Source organism: Erwinia sp. QL-Z3 (genome assembly GCF_004551645.1).
GTDB lineage: Bacteria > Pseudomonadota > Gammaproteobacteria > Enterobacterales > Enterobacteriaceae > Erwinia > Erwinia billingiae.
In genome coordinates, this window is sequence record NZ_CP037950.1 from 1958708 (window position 1) to 1980355 (window position 21648).

Below are 21648 nucleotides of genomic sequence, written 5' to 3' on the forward strand. Positions count from 1 at the left end.
CTGCGCCCCGAATTTCCCTTCTTTATCCCCCCAGTTCCTGTCTGTCTCTCATACTGAATGAGTGCTAATGATAAGGATGCCGCGATGAACTGGAAAACGCATACCGTTTTTAATCAACCTCTCCCTCTGGCGAACAGCAACCTGTTTCTTTCTGACTCCCCTCTGCGTGATGCCGTGCTTCGTGAAGGTGCGGGTTGGGATGGCGATCTTCTGGCGTCGGTCGGGCAGCAGTTGGGCAGTGCCGAATCACTGGAACTGGGCCGGCTAGCCAACAGCTCTCCGCCCGAACTGCTGCGTTACGATCCCTGCGGCGAACGGCTGGATGATGTGCGCTTCCACCCGGCCTGGCATCTGCTGATGCAGGGGTTGACGGCCAATCGCGTGCATAACCTTCCCTGGCTGGATAACGCCCCGGAGACGGCTTTCGTTGCCCGTGCGGCGCGCTTTATGCTGCACGCCCAGGTCGAATCGGGCAGCCTCTGTCCGGTTACCATGACCTTCGGTGCCATTCCGTTATTACAGAAACACCTGCCAGCGGCCTTTGCCGACTGGCTGCCGCCCTTACTGTCCGATCGTTATGATGCGCACATCAAAGAGGCGCCGCTGAAAAGAGGGCTGCTGATCGGCATGGGAATGACCGAAAAACAAGGCGGCACCGATGTGCTCAGCAATACCACGCGCGCTGAGCCCGTCGCCTCACGCGGGAGCGGAGAATGCTATCGACTCACCGGCCATAAATGGTTTTTCTCGGTGCCGCAAAGCGACGCGCATCTGGTTCTGGCGCAGGCAAAAGGCGGGCTATCCTGCTTTTTCCTGCCGCGACTGCTACCGGGTGGCGAGAAAAATGCGGTGCATATCGAACGGCTGAAAGAAAAGCTCGGCAATCGCTCCAATGCCAGCAGTGAAGTGGAATTTTTGGCCGCCAGCGGCTGGTTGATTGGTGAAGAGGGCGAAGGCATCAGGCAGATCCTGAAAATGGGCGGCTATACCCGTTTTGACTGCGCGTTAGGCAGCCACGCCATGATGCGCCGCGCCTTCTCGGTCGCGCTGTATCACGCGCATCATCGTCAGGTGTTGGGGAAAAACCTCGTTGATCAACCGCTGATGCGGCAGCTGTTAGCTTCCCAGGCGCTGGTGCTGGAAGGACAAACGGCGATGCTGATGCGGCTGGCGCGGGCCTGGTCCCATCAAGCCACGGCGTCGGAGAAACTTTTCAGCCGGCTTTTTACGCCTGCTGCCAAATATGTCGTCTGCAAACGCGGCATCGGCTTTGTGGCCGAGTCGATGGAAGTGCTCGGCGGTATTGGCTATTGCGAAGAGAGCGAGCTACCGCGCATCTACCGTGAAATGCCGGTGAATAGCATCTGGGAAGGTTCGGGAAACGTGATGTGCCTTGATGTGCTCAGGGTGCTGAGCAAACAGCCTGGCGTCCGGGAGATGCTGTCAGCAGAATTCGACGCGGTGAAAGGGCAGAACCGCCACTTCGACAGCTTATGGCGTCAGATCAAGCTTGCTGCCGGCAAACCGCAGGAAGCGCAGGCACGCAACCTGACTGAAGGCTTATTCGCGCTGGCATGCGGCGTACAGGTGATGACCCAGCTGGAACCTGCGCTGGCGGATGCCTGGTGCCGCCAGATGCTGGATCGCAGAGGGTTTTCCCGGCTGCCCGAAACGGTGGCGGAACGGCTGTTATTGCGCGCCAGCGGTGGCTGAAGGGCCATAAAGGATCGCGCTGGAGTACCAGAGCCCAGGCATTATCGTCTCACTGACCAGCTGGATATAGTAATAGGTTGCCCCCGCTGCATTGGCCTTCGCGGCAATCGCGCGTTGCGCATCATCCGGGGAACCGCGCTCATTGACGCTGATGGTGCCGATTTTTCGCAGGTTAAGGCTTTGCGCGCGCGTGACTTCCTGCGCGTGTGAAGTGGGCGGGGGTGGTGGTTTAGGTTGGGTTTGTAACTGGCTACAGCCAACGGTCAGCAAAACCAAAAGGATTGTCAGTAACCGGCTCATAATGCGATCTCAGCAGTGGGATAGCTCATAGTGTAAGCTATCCCACCGTGATTATTAGCCTTTCAGCGTAAATACACTCACCAGCTGAGTCAGATGGTGCCCTTTGCGGCTCAGTTCGTGGGCGGTCTGTTCAGAGGTCGACACCAGCTCGGTGTTCTGGTGCGTCGCCTGACCGATCTGGTTCATGGCAATGTTGACCTGACCAATTCCGGCGGACTGCTCTTTCGAGGCGATATTAATCTCACTCATCAGCACCTTCACCTGACCAATGCGACCCACGATATCCTCCATCGCCTTGCGGGTCTGCTCAGAAAGATCGTGCCCCTGAACCACTTTGCTTAGCGAGTTTTCAATCAGTCCGTCGATCTCTTTCGCCGCATGCGCACTGCGTTGTGCCAGCGCACGCACTTCGGCCGCCACCACCGCAAAACCTTTGCCATGCTCACCCGCCCGTGCCGCTTCCACCGCCGCGTTCAGCGCCAGGATATTGGTCTGGAAGGCAATCGATTCAATCACGTGGGTGATGTCGGCAATGCTCTGCGAGGCGCTTTTAATATCCGTCATGGTGACTACGGAGCGCGACACGGTCTCGCCGCCGTTTTGCACCACCGCAGAGGCTTCATCGACCAGCGTCAGCGCCTCAGAGACGTTAGCGGCGTTCTGCGCCACGGTCGCACTTAACTGCTCCATGCTGGCAGAGGTTTCTTCCACGCTGCTGGCCTGGCGGGAGATCTGTTCGCTGATGTTCTCGCTGCTCAGCGCAATGGCATCCGTCCCGCTGCTGATCTCTTCTGCGGCTGCGCGGACCTGCGAAACAATCCGCTCCAGCCCGTCGCCAATACCATTGATGGCCAGGATCAGCTGACCGACTTCATCATGGCGTTGGGTGGTCAGCGTCGCCTGCAGGTTGCCTGCCGAATAATGACGCGCCAGTTCGATCACTTCCTGCAGCGGCTTGCTCAGCCAGTGGCGGGTAGTGATCACAAAGCCGAGGGCAAATAGCAGCACCAGCGCAGCGCCAATCAGCAGGAACAGATCGCGGGTCTGATCGATCGGCGCCAGCAGGCTGGCCTTGTTCACTTCGCCGAGGATCACCCAGTTCCACTCCGGCAGATGGCGCCAGGTCATGATTTGGCGGCTGCCATCTTCGCCTTCCGCTTCCAGCGTGCCCTTATCCTGCGTTAACAGCTGCTGCTGAACCGCGTCTGACCAGCGTGGCTGCTTGCCTTCCTCCGTTGGGTGGAACACGAAGTTGCCGTGATTTTTACCGGCCGCATTGTCCAGCACCACAAAATGGCCGGTTTCGCCCAGTTTCTTGGCAAGCACCTTCTGGCGAATTTCGGCATACTGCTTGGTAATGTCCACGCCGACAAACAGGATGGCAATCACCTTGCCTTCGCTGTCTTTTACCGGCTGATACTGGGTGATATAGCGCTTGCCGAACAGCATGCTTACGCCCTGATAGATTTCTCCTTTCTGCATCAGCTTCCAGGCCGGGCTGGTGTGATCCAGCCGGGTGCCGATCGCCCGTTCGCCGTCCTGCTTACGCAGAGAAGTGGAAATACGCATAAAGTCGTCGCCCATGCGCACAAAAATGGTGGAGATGGCGCCGGTACGCTGCTGGAAATCATCAACCAGCACCTGATCGAGGTTAAGGGTTTTCAGCCCGGCGCGTAACGTAGGGGTCTGCTCTGTGCCAACGGTGATTTGCTGGCTGTCGTCCACGGAAAAACGCTTCGGTAAGAAGCTCTGGAACAGCGCGGTGTAATTGGCGACTTCTTCGCTAAGCGTACTGTCAAACATCGACGCCATATCGCCAATGCCGCTGACCTGGTTATCCATATTTTCCTGGGTCAACGCCTGCAGCTGTTTTGCCGCATTGTGGGTCAGCGCCAGCGTCAGGATCAGGAACAATATGGCGACACTGAATGAGGTGATCACCGAGAGCTTGACGCCAAGGCTCCAGCGCCTGAATGAGAGTTTTTTCATGGGAGGCCTGTTGAAGGTTTAAGGGGCTTGCATCGGTTAACGGCAACAGACCTGAAACATTTAGTTTTTAATTTTGTGAGCAGGCTAACGGTTTAGATAATAAACTCAAATTCCATCGCAATCCGCTGGCGCCCTGTCAGTCCACCCTGTTTTCCATGGAGGCTTAATGATTGAGATTGCTACCGAATCTTTTGCCGGCATCGACTGTTTGCACGCCACGCCCGCCGGTAAACGCCACACGCCCTTACCGACCATTTTGTTCTGGCATGGCTTCACCTCTTCAAAAGAGGTGTACGCCTATTTTGCCGTCGAGCTGGCTAAGGCCGGTTTCCGGGTGGTGATGCCGGATGCTGATATGCACGGTGCGCGGTATAACGGCGACACGGAATTCCGGCTGACCCGTTTTTGGGAGATCCTGAAAAGCAATATTGATGAGGTGCCACGGATTGAGGCGGCATTACGCCAGCAGCATCTGATTGAAGAGGGCAAGTTTGCGGTGGCCGGCGCCTCGATGGGCGGCATGACCGCGCTGGGATCGATGGCCCGTTACGACCAGATTGCCTGCGTCGCCTGCATGATGGGATCGGGCTATTTTATGTCGTTGTCGCACACGCTGTTCCCGCCGCTGGTGGCCAAAACCGCCGAGCAGAAAAAGGAACTGGCAGACCGACTGGCGCCGTTAGCGGAGTATGACGTCAGCGGGCAGCTGGAAAAACTGGCTAACCGACCGTTGCTGGTCTGGCATGGCGAAGCGGATGAGGTGGTGCCTGCCGCAGAGAGCGTCAGGTTAGAAAAAGCGATGCGCGAAGCGAAGCTCGATGCGAATCTGACGTATATCGTTGAAAGCGGCATCGGGCATCGCATCACTCCGCCAGCACTGACAGCGATAGCGGCGTTTTTTAAGCATCATTTATAAGGCAAGTCCCCGGGGAAGCCCGGGACCCTTCACCGCTACAACTGTTTGGACAGTCGCTCTGCTGCGGTAGTTGGGGCTTTATGCGATGTTTTGTCTAACGGAGAAGGTATCCGGTTAATATAGACATAACTGTTCGCCGCATTGCTGGTGTAGCTTTTCACCTGCTGCTCGGTGCCGGTCGAAATGGCAAAGGCGGATGTGGAAAGGAAGAGACCTAGTAAGGAGGCGATTGCGATGGTTTTCATAATAACTCCACAATCTGGTAATACCGTCTGACGCGGACGTCAGGGTCGTGTCATAAGCAACCTGTATAGTTTAGCCCACCGCAACTTAAAAGGTATTAGTAATTCTTGCTGTTTTAGATCAACTTTTTTGAACGACTTTTCGGTTAAGCTGATGATCTTATTCAGTTAGCACAGAATGCCCCTGTGCCTGGCCGCGAAATTGACAAATTATTTACTCCCCGCCCCGACATTACCTTGAGTTTTTCCGGCCCCGCCAGTATGATTACGCGTCAATTTTTTCAGCCGCTCAAACATACACGTTCCTTGCTTCCATGGGCCGCGGCTGACCCTGACAGGAGGCTGAATAATCCGTAAGGAGCAAATTCGATGCGTCATTACGAAATCGTATTTATGGTACACCCTGACCAGAGCGAACAGGTTCCTGGCATGATCGAGCGTTACACTGGTGCTATCACTGGTGCAGAAGGCACGATTCACCGTCTGGAAGACTGGGGCCGTCGTCAGCTGGCTTACCCGATCAACAAACTGCACAAAGCACATTACGTTCTGCTGAACGTAGAAGCTCCGCAGGAAGTGATCGATGAGCTGGAAACTAACTTCCGCTTCAACGACGCCGTTATCCGCAGCATGGTTATGCGCGTTAAGCACGCGGTAACTGAAGCATCTCCGATGGTTAAAGCGAAAGATGAGCGTCGTGATCGTCGCGAAGATTTTGCTAACGAAACCTCTGATGATGCAGATGCTGGGGATTCTGAAGAGTAATTTACCGTGACGGCTAATCGGCTGACGTTGTCTGGCACCGTGTGCAAGACACCGACGCGTAAAGTGAGCCCGTCAGGTATTCCACATTGCCAGTTCGTGCTTGAGCACCGTTCCGAGCAGGTGGAAGCCGGTTTTACCCGGCAAGCCTGGTGTCGTATGCCGGTCATTATTAGCGGCAAAGCGCATCAGCACATTACTCAAAGTATAACGGTCGGCACGCCTCTCACCGTTTCAGGTTTCATTAGCAGCCATCAAGGGCGTAATGGACTGAATAAGACGGTGTTGCATGCCGAGCAGATTGAATTGATAGATTCTGGAGACTAGCCTAATGGCACGTTATTTCCGTCGTCGCAAGTTCTGCCGTTTCACCGCGGAAGGCGTTGTAGAGATTGATTACAAAGATATCGCTACGCTGAAAAACTACGTTACCGAAAGTGGTAAAATTGTCCCGAGCCGTATTACCGGTACTCGTGCAAAATACCAGCGTCAGCTGGCCCGCTGCATCAAGCGCGCTCGCTACTTGTCCCTGCTGCCATACACTGATCGTCATCAGTAATATCGGCCGCTGTCTATTAACGACTTTAAGAGGATAAGGTAATGCAAGTTATTCTGCTTGATAAAGTAGCAAACCTCGGTAACCTGGGTGACCAGGTTAACGTTAAAGCGGGCTACGCTCGTAACTTCCTGGTACCACAGGGCAAAGCTGTTCCTGCTACCAAGAAAAACGTTGAGTTCTTCGAAACACGTCGTGCAGAACTGGAAGCTAAACAAGCTGACGTTCTGGCTGCATCTAATGCACGTGCTGAGAAAATCAACGCACTGGGCAACGTTACCATCGCGTCTAAAGCAGGCGACGAAGGTAAACTGTTCGGTTCCATCGGTGCTCGCGACATCGCTGATGCAGTTACTGCAGCTGGCGTTGAAGTGAACAAGAGCGAAGTTCGCCTGGCGAACGGCGTTCTGCGTACTACCGGTGAGCATGAAGTTGAGTTCCAGGTTCACAGCGATGTGCTGGCAAAACTGATTGTAAACGTGGTTTCAGCAGCTTAATCGCTAACGCTACCGCATAAAAACGCCGGCCACGTGCCGGCGTTTTTGTTTTTGTCGATCGGGCTTTATTGCGCGCGAATAAAGGATCCGTCTGGCTGGCGGGTAAACAAAATCTGCCCGTTATCCGTATCTACCGTTAATCCATTCACCACGCCCTGCGCATTCTGACGCACACGCACTGCCTGACCGGTTTTCAGATTACTCAGCGGCTTATCGTCGCCTTCCACCCGCGCCATCGCGAACACATCATTCACGGCTAAATTATTGTCGCGGAACAGCTGCGCCAGCGTCTGGCCGGATGCGATTTGATAGCTGTGCCAGGTGCCCTGAGAATCATTGCTGGTTTTCGCCGGCGCCTGAGGCGTTTCCGGCTGCTGGTCGTTAATCTCCGCCTGCATCGGCACCTCTGTTCCGGACGACGAGTCAGCCGTGATGGGCCTTTGCGGCTGCACAGGCGAGGGCGCTGGCCAGAGGAACGCCAGTAATATCAAAATGATAGCGAGAACGATCCCCCGACGATGGCCCGGCGGCAGCGGGTCCATCCAGCGGACGGAATCCGGCAGGTGCCAGATCTGGCGGAAGACGTGGGGTACTCGTGATGCTGAAGACGCTTTGGGCATTGCGTCATCCTCCTGGCGCGAACCACGCGCAAATAGTGAGCTTTTTGCTATCCGGTGAAACCACCCGTTTAGAGAAAGCGACTGGCTTTTCCTTCGCCTGCGGGCAAGATGGCCCATTTTGACCTCGACTAAAATATAGCTGATAACGCATTGTGCGTGCGGAGTTTATTCCGCCCGTGGGATCCGCGTATTGTTTCCTTTTAGCCAGCAAAAGTCACCTGAAGAAGATGCCATTTTACGCCCGTTGCCTGCGCTGTTATGCTTCGTCTTCTGTTTTTATCAATGATGAAAGGAAATTCCATGACTACCCCTTCTTTTGACAGCGTAGAAGCGCAAGCAAGTTACGGTATCGGTTTACAGGTTGGCCAGCAGCTGCTGGAATCTGGACTGCAGGGTCTGCAGCCAGAAGCATTGCTGGCAGGCCTGCGCGATGCGCTGGAAGGGAACGCCCCTGCTGTACCTGTTGACGTTGTTCACCGTGCGCTGCGTGAAGTTCATGAGCGTGCTGATGCCGTGCGTCGTGAGCGCCAGCAGGAAATGGCAGTAGAAGGTCAGAAATTCCTGCAAGACAATATCAAGCGTGAAGGCGTGAGCAGCACCGAGTCTGGTTTACAGTTCAGCGTGATTGCGCAGGGCGAGGGTGCTATCCCATCCCGTCAGGATCGCGTACGCGTGCATTACACCGGTAAACTGATCGATGGCAGCGTGTTCGACAGCTCTGTACAGCGTGGCGAGCCGGCTGAGTTCCCGGTTAGCGGCGTTATCCCAGGCTGGATTGAAGCGCTGACGCTGATGCCAGTGGGTTCCAAATGGGAGCTGGTTATCCCTCATGAGCTGGCTTACGGTGAGCGTGGTGCGGGTGCCTCTATCCCGCCATTCAGCACCCTGGTATTTGAAGTTGAGTTGTTAGAAATCCTGTAAGATTTCGGGCCAGGGACGCCTGGCCCACTCATCATTATTTCTGCAAATCTAGCTGATAAACGGCAAACCCCACCTCATCAGTCCCTTTCTGCTGTAACGGATACTGCGCGTGCTCGCGAATAAACTGAGCGGCTTTCTCACCTGGTGAGGTTTCAAAGCGAATATCCAGCGGCGTGGCACTCTCAATGTGCGCCAGCTTCCAGTTATTATCCGCCTGCGGTTTCACTTCTCCCTGCGCTTTGGTCTGCGCGCTGATATACGCCGCCACTACCGAGCGGTTCTCATCCGGCGAGGCGAAGGCAATATGGCTTTCACCGGTTCCGGCGAACTTGCCGCCATACGCGCGGTAGTTATTGGTGGCCACCAGGAACGTCGCCTGCGGATCGATGGCTTTGCCGTTGTAGGTCAGATCTTTGATACGTGAGGCATCGGCATTGAGCGGCTGACACTCGGCGTCGTATTTCGCCGGTTGGGTGACATCAATGCGGTAATTAACGCCATCAATCACATCAAAGTTATAGGTGCGGAAATCCCAGTTAATCAGCGACTGCGGTTTGCTGCTGTGGCTATCAATCTGATTGAACTGGCCGGCGGAGCACTCCAGCCACTCTTTAACCTCTTTGCCACTGACTTTCATCACGACCAGCGTATTAGGATAAAGATACAGATCGGCGGCATTACGGAAGGTCAGCTGTCCTTTTTCCACTTCCACATAACTGGCGGGATCGTTCTTGCGGCCACCGGCTTTAAACGGCGCGGCTGCCGTCAGTACCGGCAGGTTAGCCAGATCCGGATCGCCCTGAATATAGCGCTGCACGTAGTCGCGCTGGGCGTTATTCACAATCTGCACGGTCGGATCGTCCTGCACCAGTGACAGATAGCTGTACATCACATCCGCCGACTTGCCGATAGGCTTGCTGACAAACTCGCGGGTGGCATCGTGATCGTGCTTCATCACCTTCAGCAAGGCCTGATCTTCCGCCGCCAGCGATTTTTTCGCTGTCTTGTCGTAAATCGGGCGCGCTTCGGCCTTCGCGCTGCTGACCTGCCAGTGCCCCTGCTGATTATCCAGCACCAGATCGACCACACCGAGGTGATCGCCCCACATGCCGGGCATGACGGCTGGAATGCCGTTCAGCGTCCCCTGTTTGATGTCAGCGCCTTTAATGCTGGCAAAGTCGGCGCTCGGGAACACCGCATGCGCATGACCAAACAGGATTGCATCAATCCCCGGCACCTGGCTGAGGTAGTAGACGGAGTTTTCGGCCATCGCCTTATACGGATCGCCAGACAGTCCGGAGTGCGGAATCGCGACGACCAGATCGGCACCGGCTTTGCGCATTTCCGGCACCCACTTGCGGGCGGTTTCGGTAATGTCATTCACCGTGACTTTACCGGTCAGGTTGGTTTTGTCCCAGACCATAATTTGCGGCGGCACAAAGCCGATATAGCCGACCTTCAGCGTATGTTTTTTCCCGTCACGGTCCGTGACCTCGACCTCCTTAATCAAATAAGGGGTGAACAGCGGCTTGCCGGTTTTGACATCAATGATGTTGGCGTTGATATACGGGAACCGCGCGCCGCTAATCGCTTTATGCAGGTAGTCCAGGCCATAGTTGAATTCGTGGTTTCCAAGGTTGCCGACGGTATAATCGAGGGTATTCATCGCTTTATACACCGGATGCACTTCACCCTGCTGCAGGCCTTTAGCCGCCATATAATCGCCAAGCGGACTTCCCTGAATAATATCGCCGTTGTCAACCAGCACGCTGTTGGTTGCTTCTTTGCGCGCGGCGTCAATCAGCGTAGCGGTTCGCACCAGGCCAAATTTCTCGGTGGGCGTGTCTTTGTAATAGTCAAAGTCCATCATATTGCTGTGCAAATCGGTGGTTTCCAGCAGGCGAAAATCCACCGTGGCCGCATGCAGTGAGGTCGCAACCAGCAATGCTGCGAGGGTATAAACAGGCTTAATCATCATTTCTCCGTAAATTTCGATGCCATCACTCCCTAACATCTCAAATTTTTATGAAACTGTTACGTGTGTCTCACATAACTGTGATCTGCCACAAATATTTACCTCTTATGACCCTGGCGGGATAAACAGGGGGTTCCGCGAGAGAAAATGAATTATGCTGTTGATAAATAAGGTCAACTTTTTACCTAATCTGTCGAAATCAGCGGGCCTGGCCCGCAGCGCGACAGGCGGCTAAAATTCAGCTGCTATGATCAGTAGAGGTTTTTAGCTGTAAAAAAGGCGGCCTGATACGTAACACCTGCCGGCAGAGTCCGGCATCAAGATGCTAATCAAGAGGTGGAAAATGTTAGACAAAATTTGCCAGCTGGCCAGGGAAGCAGGCGATGCAATCATGAAGGTGTATGACGGACAGGCACCGATGGATGTGGCTCACAAGTCCGATGATTCGCCGGTGACGGCGGCGGATATTGCAGCTCATAACGTGATTGTTCAGGGGCTGACCGACCTCTCCCCGGAAATCCCGATACTGTCGGAAGAAGATCCGGCGGGTTGGGATGAGCGTCAGCACTGGCAGCGTTACTGGCTGGTGGATCCGCTGGACGGCACCAAGGAATTCATTAAGCGCAACGGCGAGTTTACCGTCAATATCGCGCTAATCGAAAACGGCAAGCCGGTGCTGGGTGTGGTGTACGCGCCGGTGCTGCAGGTAATGTATTCCGCTGCTGACGGTAAGGCATGGAAAGATGAGGGCGGTCATCACGAGCAGATTCAGGTGCGTGAAGCGCATCCGCCTCTGGTGGTCGTCAGCCGCTCCCATTCAGACACCGAGCTGGAAGACTATTTAAGCCAGTTAGGTGAGCACCAGACCACGGCCATCGGCTCCTCGCTGAAGTTCTGCCTGGTGGCAGAAGGCAAAGCGCAGCTTTATCCCCGCTTCGGACCAACCAATATCTGGGACACCGGCGCCGGTCACGCGGTCGCCATCGCTGCCGGTGCTTACGTGCATGACTGGAAGGGCAAAACACTCGACTACACGCCGCGCGAATCCTTCCTCAACCTAGGCTTCCGCGTTTCGCTGTTCTGATTGGTGTTATTGCGCGAGTCATCTGGATGTTCTGGCGGTAGGTTCAGCTGAGTTTGTCGCAGGGAGATAGCAAGTCGTCTGTGGAAACTTGTGGCAAGCTCAGGGAGAGAAGGTTGAACGCAAAGACGCCGTAAACCCATCCCTGGGGGCTCAGCGGCGACATACCTGTCGCCGAAGACTCGCTATCAACCTTCTCTCCCTTCCCCAAAGCTTCAGCGTTGCCTGTTCTTATCGGGCAACAGACTTCAAAACCCACCCAACAACCTGCTTTTGACGTGTGCGTCCACCAAGCCACTCAACGACACCAATGCTATTGGGTGGCGGCATAGAGCGCGTTAGCCGAGTGTCTGCGGCAGGGATGCCGCAGCCAAGCCTCCAGGGATGGATTCACGGCGTCTCGGATAACGCGCTCTATGCTGACGCCTTACCACCCGAGCAGCCTTTGACCTGAACAACGTGCTCTATGCTGACGCCTTACCACTGAGCCGGTTTTGACCTGAACAACGCGCTCTATGCTGACGCCATACCACTGAGCCGGTTTTGACCTGAACAACGCGCTCTATGCTGACGCCTGACCACTAAGCCGGTTTTGACTTAACCCGCGCCTCACTCCAATAACTTATGTACCAGTGCCACCACGTTCTTCACTTCATCCTGCGTCAGCGCACCGTCTTTGGCGAAGCGTACCTTGCCGTATTTATCCAACACCACAATCGCCGATCCGGCATCATCCAACTGCCAGGCCTTTTTGGCCACGCCGTTGCTGTCGACGATGAACTGCGACCACGGAAACTGCTTCTTGTTGTTCTCGATGCTGCTGCGAACGAACATCCCGGTGCCGGGGATCGCATCGTCGGTGTTGACGATGGTGGTGGTCTGATAACGATCATGCGGAAACTTCGCCGACTTAATGGCTTCAATCAACGCCGCATTCTTCTCCTTGGAAGAAGAGCGCCCGGCAATATGCTGGATCACCCGCACCTTGCCCGGCAGCTTTGCACTGTTCCAGTTCTGATAACTGAAATCCTCCTGCTTCAACACCAGCTCACCTTTATCCGTGATGCCCACGGCAGGCACGCGTTGCCCTTCTGCAAAACCATGTGCGCCGGCAAATGAGGAGAAACACAGCGCGATAAGAACAAAAAATAAGCGAACGGTATTCATGGACTCGACCTTTTGATGTGATCCGACCAGTTAGTCATGTTCCTGCAATAATAAGCGCAGAAGATGCTGCTGTCGCATCGGAATAACATCTTTGCAACACACAGCACAAATCCCTTTCAATTGAAGGTTTATACTGTTTCGACATAACCTGCAGGCAGTCTGTACTGTCATGATGTGTAAAAACAGGAAAAAAAGTCGGTTTTCGGACTTCAGGAAGGCGATGTTGGTCTATAGTGAATCCACTTTGCGCTGCAAGGATTCGTACCGAAATTGGACACGACGCAGCGCACATATCTTTTTCAGGAGTATTACCAGCATGAAGATCTTTCAGCGATATAATCCGCTGCAGGTGGCCAAATACGTAAAAACACTGTTTCGCGGCAGGATATACATCAAAGACGTAGGCGCATTTGAGTTCGATAAAGGCAAAATCTTGATCCCACGCGTTAAAGATAAACAGCATTACAGCGTGATGTCAGAAGTGAACCGCCAGGTACTGCGATTACAAACCGAATTTAACTAAAAAATAAGGCGCGAATTCTCGCGCCTTTCTGTTTCCTGCTTCCCGCTACGACTCTTCCGGCACCGGCGTTAACACCGACGCCGCCGTGGTTGGACGGGCATCAATCCGCGTCACCAACAGCTGATCGATACGATAGCTGTCGATATCCACCACTTCGAACTTATAGCCGTGGAACTTCACAAAGTCGGTGCGTTTCGGGATCTTGCGCAGCATAAACATCATAAAGCCGCCAATGGTCTCGTAGTTACCGGACTGCGGGAACTCATCGATATGCAGCACGCGCATCACGTCATCAATCGGCGTGCCGCCTTCAACCAGCCACGAATTCTCGTCACGGGCCACAATCTGCTCTTCCATACCCTGACCGACCAAATCGCCCATCAGAGTGGTCATCACGTCGTTTAGCGTGATAATGCCGACCACCAGTGCGTACTCATTCATGATCACCGCGAAGTCTTCGCCGGCGGTTTTGAAACTTTCCAGCGCTTCTGACAGCGTTAACGTATCCGGCACGATCAGCGCGGAACGGATCTGCACGCCGCTGTTCAACGCCATGCTCTGATGGCCCAGCACCCTTAACAGCAGCTCCTTCGAATCGACATAGCCGACGATATGGTCAATATCTTCATTACACACCAGGAACTTGGAGTGCGGATGATTAGCGATTTTTTCCTTCAGGCTGTCTTCGTCTTCGTGCAAATTGAACCAAACGATGTTCTCACGGGAAGTCATCGAAGAAGGTACGGTGCGTGACTCCAGCTCAAACACGTTTTCAATCAGCTCATGCTCCTGCTTACGCAACACGCCAGCCAGCGCACCCGCTTCCACAATGGCGTAGATATCATCGGAAGTGATGTCGTCTTTACGCACCAGCGGGATTTTAAACAGGCGGAAAATGATGTTAGCGCCGCCGTTAAAGAACCACACCAGCGGACGGAAGATAAACAGACAAAAACGCATCGGGTTGATGATCTTCAGCGCGACTTGCTCTGGCGCGATCATCCCCAGACGTTTTGGGAACAGGTCAGCAAACAGGATAAACAGGCTGGTCACCACGGTGAATGAACAGATAAAACTCAGCTGCTCGGCCAGCTCCGGGGAGGTGAAGCGTAGAAAAAGAGAACGAAATGCCGGAGAGAAGGCGGCGTCGCCCACAATACCGCCTAAAATAGCCACGGCGTTCAGGCCGATTTGCACCACGGTGAAAAACATCCCGGGTGTTTCCTGCATCTTCAACACGCGTTGCGCGTTGATATTGCCGGTATCCGCCAGCAGCTTCAGCTTGATTTTACGGGCTGCAGCCAACGAGATTTCTGACAATGAGAAAAATGAGCTGATCGCAATCAGCAGTACGATGACAAGCAAACTGTCTAACATAAAACATCCATAAAATGGCTCGATTCAGTAACGATCAGGTGAAAGTGCCCGGAACCGGCCTTGAGTTTAATTACTTGTCATTTTTGGCCTGGGCAGCGTTTGAGGATCTGCGGACATCCTGTCCCGTGATAAGAGCTCGGCTATCCGTGCCAAAAATGTCTGCGCCTGTTCGGCAAGATTGCCGGGGCAGAAGTCAGTCAACAAGCCGTCAGACGACTTGTGCAAAGGATTATAGCCGTGCCGCCGCATGCTTACAATTGCGGCGATGGGCTGGGTGAGATTAATCCGAGTCTGGTTGAGGAGAGTGCCGAAGTAACATTCGATCACGATCCTGTGTTGTAACGTGTCGATACTTTGCACACAATAAGTTAATAAATTTGGCTTTACGGGCAAATAGAGGGCCATAAGCGGCAAAAAGTTGCCATGCTTACAGGATCCCGCGCCTGGAAAGAACGTAAAGAAAGCGTTGTGCCCAACTGGAATAAGGGCCGGCATCATAATCAGGAGTCAGCGTGCCACGAATTCATGTTTATTGCATGTTAGGTCTTTTAGCTGCTGCACCGTTCGCTGAAGCAGCGACCGTGCGTTTGCAGGTGACGGGGTTATCGGGGGAGTTACAAAAGAACGTCCGTGCGCGGTTGTCCACCATTTCGAGCGATGAAGTCTCGGCAGATGGCCGTTTCCGTGCCCGTGTCAGTGATGCGGTAAAAGAAGGCCTGAAAGCGCTGGGCTATTACGAACCAACCATCGAGTTCGATCTTCAGCCGCCGCCGGCGGGCGGTAAAAGGCCGGTGCTGGTGGCGAAAGTCACCGCCGGCGAACCGGTGAAGCTGGCCGGTGAAACGGTGGTCCTGCGAGGCGAAGCCCGCACCGATAAAGATTACCTGGCGCTGGTCAAAAATGGCCGTGGCAAAATCGGCGGCGTACTGAACCACAGTGATTATGACGGCTTTAAAAGCTCTCTCAGCAACATGGCGCTGCGCAAAGGCTACTTCGATGGTGACTACACCAAAAGTCAGCTGGGTGTCTCTGTAGAGCGCCGTGAGGCCTTCTGGGATATCGATTACGACAGCGGCCAGCGTTACCGCTTTGGCGATGTCAGCTTTGAAGGATCGCAAATTCGTGAAGAGTATCTGCAAAACCTGGTGCCGTTTAAAAAGGGCGACTATTACAGCTCTCGCGACCTGGCGGAACTGAACCGCCGTTTATCCGCCACAGGCTGGTTTAACTCGGTGGTGGTGGCACCAGAATTCAGTAAATCGCGCAAAACCAAAATTCTGCCGCTGCATGGCGTCGTCAGCCCACGCACCGAGAACACCATTGAAACCGGTGTCGGCTACTCCACCGATGTCGGGCCTCGGGTGAAAGCCACCTGGAAAAAGCCGTGGGTCAACAGCTACGGCCACAGCCTGACCACCAGTGCCAATATCTCCGCCCCGGAACAGCAGCTGGATTTCAGCTATAAAATCCCGCTGCTGAAAAATCCCATTGAGCAGTACTACCTGCTGCAGGGCGGCCTGAAAAAAACCGACCTCAACGACACCAAATCCGACTCCTCCACGCTGGCGGCCTCCCGTTACTGGGACTCGTCTTCCGGCTGGCAGCGCGCGATTAACCTGCGCTGGAGCCTCGATCACTTTACTCAGGGTAACGTCACCAACACCACCATGCTGATCTACCCTGGCGTCAGCGTTAACCGCACCCGCTCACGTGGCGGACTGATGCCGACCTGGGGCGATTCGCAGCGTTACTCGTTAGATGTCTCTGACACCACGTGGGGATCGGATATCGACTTCGCGGTGGTGCAGGCCCAGAACGTCTGGATCCGTACGCTGGCAGATAAACACCGCTTTGTGGCCCGTGGCAACCTCGGCTGGATTGAAACCAACGACTTCGACAAAGTGCCGCCGGACCTGCGTTTCTTCGCCGGTGGCGATCGCAGCATTCGTGGTTATAAATACAAAGGCATCTCGCCGCGCGATGACGATGGCAAGCTGACCGGTGCGTCCAAGCTGGCGACCGGCTCGCTGGAATATCAATACAATGTGACCGGCAAATGGTGGGGCGCGGTGTTCGTCGACTCCGGCGAAGCGGTGAATGACATCAAACAGACCGATCTGAAAACCGGCGCCGGTTTTGGCGTGCGCTGGCAGTCGCCGGTCGGCCCGGTCAAGCTGGATATCGCCCGTCCTATCGGCGATGACGAACATCATGACGTACAGTTTTATATCGGATTGGGGCCTGAACTATGAGTCGTTGGAAAAAGGTCCTTATTGGAATCCTGATCTTCCTGCTGGTGCTGCTGGGCGGCATCGCCTTTTTAATTGGCACCACGCCCGGCCTGCATCTGCTGCTTAACGGTGCCGCGCGCTGGGTTCCGGGGCTGCAAATCAAACAGGTCGAGGGCGGCTGGCGAAACCTGACGCTGACCGGCGTGCAGTATGAAATGCCGGGCGTCACGGTTAACGCCGGCGAGTTCCACCTCGCGGTACAGTTGGGCTGCCTGAAACACAGTGCGTTCTGCGTCAACGACCTGTCGCTGAAAGATGTGAATGTGGTGGTCGACAGCAAGAAAATGGCGCCGGCGGCACCTGCACCGGCGGAAGAAGAGCCGTCCTCGGGCGATCTCAGCACGCCGTATCCGATCACCTTGCGTCAGCTTGCGCTGCACAATATCAATGTGAAGGTGGATGACACGGCGATTTCCCTCGCCGACTTCACCTCCGGCATCAGCTGGCAGGGCCGCGCGCTGACGCTGAATCCTACCCATATTCAGGGGCTGCTGATCGCACTGCCAAAGGCGGCGAAAGTGGCCGATGAACAGGTCGTGCAGCCAAAAGTGCAGCAGCCGAAGGCCGACGAACCGCCGCTGGGCGAAACGCTGAAAGCGATGTTCGCCAAACCGTTGCTGCCGGACCTGCCCGATTTCAAGATGCCGCTGGATGTCGATGTGCAACAGATCCTTGGCGAACAGCTGCGCATCACCGGCGATACCGATATCACCGTTAATCGCCTGTTAGTGAAAGCGAAAACGCAGGACAAACTGCTGCATCTGGAGACGCTGGATGTTGACTCGCCGCAGGGACAGCTGAACGCCCAGGGACAAGCGACGCTGTCTGACAACTGGCCGGTGAACTTCACGCTCAACAGCACCGTCAACGTCGATCCGATCAAAGGCGAGAAGATCAAAATGACGCTGGACGGGGGCCTGCGCGAGCAGCTCAATATGGCGTTGAATCTGTCTGGTCCGGTTCAGGTGCAGATGGACGCCAATACCCGCCTGGCCGACGTGGGCCTGCCGCTGGCAATGAATGTGAAAAGCCCGCAGCTGCGCTGGCCGCTGACCGGTGAAATTCAGTACGAAGCAGATAATTTCAACTTCAGCTTTAAAGGCAAAGCGACGGATTACGCGATGTCGCTGAAGGCCGCGCTGAAAGGGCAGGGCATTCCGCCTGCCACGGTAGCGCTGGACGGCAAAGGCAATATCGAGCAGTTCTCGCTGGATAAACTGCGTCTCGCGGCGCTGGAAGGCAATATTGACCTGACGGCGCTGGTGGACTGGAGCAAGGCAATCAGCTGGCGCAGCGATCTGACGCTGTCTGGCATCAATACCGCGAAGCAATATCCTGACTGGCCGGCGAAGCTGGAAGGTCACATCTCCACGCGCGGCAGCCTGTATGGCGGCAGTTGGCAGATGCGCGTGCCGGAACTGAAACTGCGCGGCAACGTCAAGCAGAACGCGGTCACCGCAGACGGTTCCCTATACGGCAACAGCTATAACCAGTGGGATATTCCGGGCCTGAAGCTGGTGCTGGGCCGCAACAATATCAACCTGAAGGGATCGCTGGGCGACAAGCTCAACCTGGATGCCGATATTGATGCGCAGCATCTGGACAACGCGTTGCCAGGCCTTGGCGGCGTGGCGAAAGGCACCATCAAAGCCCGTGGCGATCTGAAAAAGCCGCAGCTGCTGGCGGATCTGACCGCGACGGGACTGCGCTGGCAGGCGCTGACCATTGCCCGCGTTGCGCTGAACGGCGACGTCAGTTCCGGCGAGCAGGTTCAGGGTAAGCTGACGCTGAAGGTCGATCGACTGAAGCAGGATGCGCTGGATATCTCGCAAATCACTCTGGATGCCAGCGGCAGCGAAAAACAGCATCAGCTGAAGCTGAATATCGACGGCAAGCCGGTCTCGGGCCAGCTGGCGCTGAACGGCAGTTTTGACCGGGCTGAGCAGCGCTGGAAAGGCACGCTCAACAACACCCGCTTCGATACCCCGGTCGGTGAATGGCGCCTGACGCGCCCAATCACGCTGGATTATCTCAACAGCAAGCAGACCGTCAGCATCGGGCCGCACTGCTGGCTCAATCCGAATGCCGAGCTCTGCGTGCCGCAAACCATTGAAGCCGGGCCTTCCGGCCACGCCAAAGTGCAGCTCAATCGCTTCGACCTGGCGATGGCCAAGCCGTTCCTCACGGAAGACACCCAGCTTCGCGGCGTGTTCAGCGGTGATGCGGACGTCAGCTGGACCGCCGGCGGTGGTTTACCGCAGGGTCGCGTCTCGCTGAAAGGCAACGGCGTGAAGGTCGAGCAGAACGTGCAGGGCAACACGTTGCCGATTGCGTTCGACACGCTGAACCTGAATGCCGCGATGCGCAATGGCCGCGCTCAGCTGGACTGGCTGATCCGCATTGCCAATAACGGTCAGCTGGATGGCAACGTACAAATTGCCGATCCCGAGGGCAAGCGCACGCTGTCAGGCAATGTGAATATCGCTAACCTGTCGCTGGCGCTGCTGAACCCGGCGTTGATGAGAGGCGAAAAGGTCGCGGGGATCGTCAGTTCCAACCTTCGTCTGGGCGGCAGCCTGCAGAAACCGCAGGTGTTCGGTCAGCTTGGGCTGAAGAACGTGGATGTCGACGGCAGCTTTATGCCGGTCGACCTGACCAGCGCCAACCTTAATATGGTGTTCAACGGCATGAGCTCGACGCTGGAAGGGCTGATTCAGACCTCGAAAGGGCAGCTGACCTTAAGCGGTGGCGCGGACTGGAGTGTGCTGGATGCCTGGCGGGCGCGGATCGCCGCCAAGGGCGATAAAATCCGCGTGACGGTGCCGCCGATGGTGCGGATGGACGTCTCGCCGGATCTGGTCTTTGAAGCGACGCCGCAAATGTTCAACCTCGATGGTCGCGTTGATATTCCGTGGGCGCGTATCAACGTGCAGGAAGTGCCGGAGAGCGCGGTGGGCGTGTCGTCGGATGAAGTGCTGCTGGATAAAAATCTGCAGCCTATCGCGCCGAAATCGACCGCTATTCCGATCAACAGCAACCTGGTGATCCACGTCGGTGACGATGTGCGCATCAGCGCCTTTGGTCTGAAAGCCAAGCTGAATGGCGATCTGAAAATGGTGCAGGACCGTCGTGGCCTGGGCCTGAACGGCCAGATCAACATTCCTTCCGGCCGCTTCCATGCTTACGGACAGGATCTGATTGTGCGCAAAGGTGAGCTGCAATTCTCCGGTCCGGCGGATCAGCCGTACCTGAATATTGAAGCGATCCGTAACCCGGAAGCGACGGAAAATGATGTTACCGCCGGCGTGCGCGTCACCGGGCTGGCCGATGAGCCGAAGGTGGAAGTGTTCTCCGATCCGGCGATGTCACAGCAGGAAGCCTTGTCCTACCTGCTTCGCGGACAGGGTCTGGACTCGAATGGCAGCGACAGCAGTGCAGTAACCTCAGCATTAGTGGGATTGGGGCTTGCACAAAGTGGTCAGGTTGTGGGTAAAATCGGGGAGACCTTCGGCGTAAGCAATCTCGCCCTGGATACGGCTGGCGTCGGTGACAGCCAGCAGGTCCAGGTCAGTGGCTACGTTCTGCCGGGTCTACAGGTAAAATACGGTGTTGGCATATTTGATTCACTGGCGACCTTAACCCTGCGTTATCGCCTGATGCCCAAGCTCTATTTGGAAGCAGTGTCTGGTCTCGACCAGGCCCTGGATTTGCTTTATCAGTTTGAGTTCTAGCAATGCGAATAATTGTCTACGGCACCTTAAGACGGAAGCAAGGCAACAGTCATTGGATGACCAACGGGCAGTGGCTGGGCGATCATAAGATCGACGGCTACGCGCTTTATAGTTTAGGTCTTTACCCCGGCGTTGTTGCGGGTAGCGGGCAGGTTGCCTGTGAAGTTTACCGTATCGATGCGTCCACACTGGGCGAGCTCGATGCACTCAGAACCAAAGGCGGGGAGTACAAGCGTGAGCTGGTGCAAACGCCTTACGGCAGCGCCTGGCTCTATGTGTATCAGCGTTCGATTGTCGGGAGAGAGCATATTGTCAGCGGCGACTGGCTGCAACAAAATGCACCCAAACCCACCTGAGGTTGCTGCAAATAAAAACACCGCTCAGTGAGCGGTGTTTTTTTTCGTCTTCGTTGCGAGAATTACTTCTTCGCAGCGCGCTCGAAAGAGGTCACGATTTCAGCTTTCGCTGCGGCCGCGTCGTCCCAGCCTTCAACTTTCACCCATTTGCCTTTTTCCAGCGCTTTGTATTGCTCGAAGAAGTGAGTGATCTGCGCACGCAGCAGTTCTGGCAGGTCGTTCACATCTTTGATGTGATCGTATTCTTTGGTCAGCTTGCTGTGCGGAACGGCAACAACCTTGGCATCTTCGCCAGATTCGTCGGTCATTTTCAGCACGCCAACAGGACGGCAACGGATAACCGAGCCCGGCTGCAGCGGATAGGCGGTAGGGACCAGTACATCTACCGGGTCACCGTCTAAAGACAGGGTGTGGTTGATGTAACCGTAGTTGCACGGATAGAACATCGCGGTAGACATAAAGCGGTCAACGAACAGGGCACCGGTATCTTTGTCGACTTCATATTTGATCGGATCGGCATTGGCCGGGATCTCAATAACAACATAGATATCTTCTGGCAGGTCTTTGCCCGCTGGAACCTGGGTCAAACTCATGGTCAATTCCTTCATTCAGCCTTAAACAAGTGACGCTC

General features: G+C 55.3%; 20 protein-coding genes. 12 read left to right on the forward strand and 8 right to left on the reverse strand.

What is annotated here, in order from left to right:
• Positions 1-84: 84 nt before the first annotated feature.
• Positions 85-1713, forward strand: a complete 1629-nt coding sequence (locus E2F51_RS09580) for an isovaleryl-CoA dehydrogenase (protein WP_106381849.1) — start codon at positions 85-87, stop codon at positions 1711-1713.
• Here the strand turns inward: E2F51_RS09580 and bsmA are convergent.
• On the reverse strand, positions 1690-2013 hold the full coding sequence (gene bsmA / locus E2F51_RS09585) for a biofilm peroxide resistance protein BsmA (protein WP_134823314.1): 324 nt from the start codon (positions 2011-2013) through the stop codon (positions 1690-1692). The genes E2F51_RS09580 and bsmA overlap by 24 nt on opposite strands.
• Before the next feature lie 54 nt (positions 2014-2067).
• Positions 2068-4002, reverse strand: a complete 1935-nt coding sequence (locus E2F51_RS09590; protein ID WP_134823315.1) for a methyl-accepting chemotaxis protein — start codon at positions 4000-4002, stop codon at positions 2068-2070.
• 166 nt (positions 4003-4168) lie between these two features.
• Here E2F51_RS09590 and yjfP point away from each other — a divergent pair, with 166 nt between their 5' ends.
• Positions 4169-4918, forward strand: a complete 750-nt coding sequence (gene yjfP / locus E2F51_RS09595; RefSeq protein WP_134823316.1) for an esterase — start codon at positions 4169-4171, stop codon at positions 4916-4918.
• 35 nt (positions 4919-4953) lie between these two features.
• Here the strand turns inward: yjfP and E2F51_RS09600 are convergent, their stop codons facing one another.
• Positions 4954-5163, reverse strand: coding sequence for a hypothetical protein (locus E2F51_RS09600; RefSeq protein ID WP_041691874.1), 210 nt, complete (start codon positions 5161-5163; stop codon positions 4954-4956).
• A gap of 366 nt (positions 5164-5529) precedes the next feature.
• Here E2F51_RS09600 and rpsF point away from each other — a divergent pair, with 366 nt between their 5' ends.
• The 4 genes from rpsF to rplI are packed head-to-tail and all read left to right on the forward strand — an operon-like array spanning position 5530 to position 6975.
• Complete coding sequence (rpsF, locus tag E2F51_RS09605; protein WP_013200501.1) at positions 5530-5925, forward strand: 30S ribosomal protein S6; 396 nt, start codon at positions 5530-5532, stop codon at positions 5923-5925.
• 6 nt (positions 5926-5931) lie between these two features.
• A complete protein-coding gene (priB, locus tag E2F51_RS09610) occupies positions 5932-6249 on the forward strand; it encodes a primosomal replication protein N (protein ID WP_071822094.1) in 318 nt (105 codons plus the stop codon).
• 4 nt (positions 6250-6253) lie between these two features.
• Positions 6254-6481, forward strand: a complete 228-nt coding sequence (gene rpsR, locus E2F51_RS09615) for a 30S ribosomal protein S18 (RefSeq protein WP_004392491.1) — start codon at positions 6254-6256, stop codon at positions 6479-6481.
• Between the two features lie 41 nt (positions 6482-6522).
• On the forward strand, positions 6523-6975 hold the full coding sequence (rplI, locus tag E2F51_RS09620; protein WP_013200502.1) for a 50S ribosomal protein L9: 453 nt from the start codon (positions 6523-6525) through the stop codon (positions 6973-6975).
• Positions 6976-7040: 65 nt separating this feature from the next.
• On the opposite strand, the gene E2F51_RS09625 is transcribed toward rplI, so the two are convergent.
• On the reverse strand, positions 7041-7595 hold the full coding sequence (locus E2F51_RS09625) for a LysM-like peptidoglycan-binding domain-containing protein (RefSeq protein WP_134823317.1): 555 nt from the start codon (positions 7593-7595) through the stop codon (positions 7041-7043).
• Positions 7596-7895: 300 nt separating this feature from the next.
• Between E2F51_RS09625 and fklB the strand changes: the two genes are divergently transcribed.
• Entirely contained in the window at positions 7896-8516 is a 621-nt protein-coding gene (gene fklB / locus E2F51_RS09630) for an FKBP-type peptidyl-prolyl cis-trans isomerase (RefSeq protein ID WP_013200504.1), read from the forward strand.
• Between the two features lie 34 nt (positions 8517-8550).
• Here fklB and E2F51_RS09635 read toward each other — a convergent pair whose 3' ends face one another.
• Positions 8551-10491, reverse strand: coding sequence for a bifunctional 2',3'-cyclic-nucleotide 2'-phosphodiesterase/3'-nucleotidase (locus E2F51_RS09635; RefSeq protein WP_134823318.1), 1941 nt, complete (start codon positions 10489-10491; stop codon positions 8551-8553).
• Positions 10492-10834: 343 nt separating this feature from the next.
• Here E2F51_RS09635 and cysQ point away from each other — a divergent pair, with 343 nt between their 5' ends.
• On the forward strand, positions 10835-11575 hold the full coding sequence (gene cysQ / locus E2F51_RS09640; protein ID WP_134823319.1) for a 3'(2'),5'-bisphosphate nucleotidase CysQ: 741 nt from the start codon (positions 10835-10837) through the stop codon (positions 11573-11575).
• A 606-nt stretch (positions 11576-12181) separates the two neighbouring features.
• Here cysQ and E2F51_RS09645 read toward each other — a convergent pair.
• Positions 12182-12739: a YtfJ family protein gene (locus E2F51_RS09645; protein ID WP_134823320.1), complete on the reverse strand. Its 558-nt coding sequence runs from the start codon at positions 12737-12739 to the stop codon at positions 12182-12184.
• Between the two features lie 316 nt (positions 12740-13055).
• Between E2F51_RS09645 and E2F51_RS09650 the strand changes: the two genes are divergently transcribed.
• A complete protein-coding gene (locus tag E2F51_RS09650; RefSeq protein WP_013200508.1) occupies positions 13056-13262 on the forward strand; it encodes a DUF1107 domain-containing protein in 207 nt (68 codons plus the stop codon).
• A 45-nt stretch (positions 13263-13307) separates the two neighbouring features.
• Here the strand turns inward: E2F51_RS09650 and E2F51_RS09655 are convergent, their stop codons facing one another.
• A complete protein-coding gene (locus E2F51_RS09655) occupies positions 13308-14639 on the reverse strand; it encodes a hemolysin family protein (RefSeq protein ID WP_013200509.1) in 1332 nt (443 codons plus the stop codon).
• Between the two features lie 536 nt (positions 14640-15175).
• Between E2F51_RS09655 and E2F51_RS09660 the strand changes: the two genes are divergently transcribed.
• The 3 genes from E2F51_RS09660 to E2F51_RS09670 are packed head-to-tail and all read left to right on the forward strand — an operon-like array spanning position 15176 to position 21017.
• A complete protein-coding gene (locus tag E2F51_RS09660) occupies positions 15176-16891 on the forward strand; it encodes an autotransporter assembly complex family protein (protein ID WP_209215507.1) in 1716 nt (571 codons plus the stop codon).
• A complete protein-coding gene (locus E2F51_RS09665) occupies positions 16888-20661 on the forward strand; it encodes a translocation/assembly module TamB domain-containing protein (protein ID WP_134823322.1) in 3774 nt (1257 codons plus the stop codon). The genes E2F51_RS09660 and E2F51_RS09665 overlap by 4 nt, the downstream gene beginning before the upstream one ends.
• A 2-nt stretch (positions 20662-20663) precedes the next feature.
• On the forward strand, positions 20664-21017 hold the full coding sequence (locus tag E2F51_RS09670) for a gamma-glutamylcyclotransferase (protein WP_013200512.1): 354 nt from the start codon (positions 20664-20666) through the stop codon (positions 21015-21017).
• 62 nt (positions 21018-21079) lie between these two features.
• On the opposite strand, the gene ppa is transcribed toward E2F51_RS09670, so the two are convergent.
• Positions 21080-21610, reverse strand: a complete 531-nt coding sequence (gene ppa, locus E2F51_RS09675; protein ID WP_013200513.1) for an inorganic diphosphatase — start codon at positions 21608-21610, stop codon at positions 21080-21082.
• Positions 21611-21648: the final 38 nt, after the last annotated feature.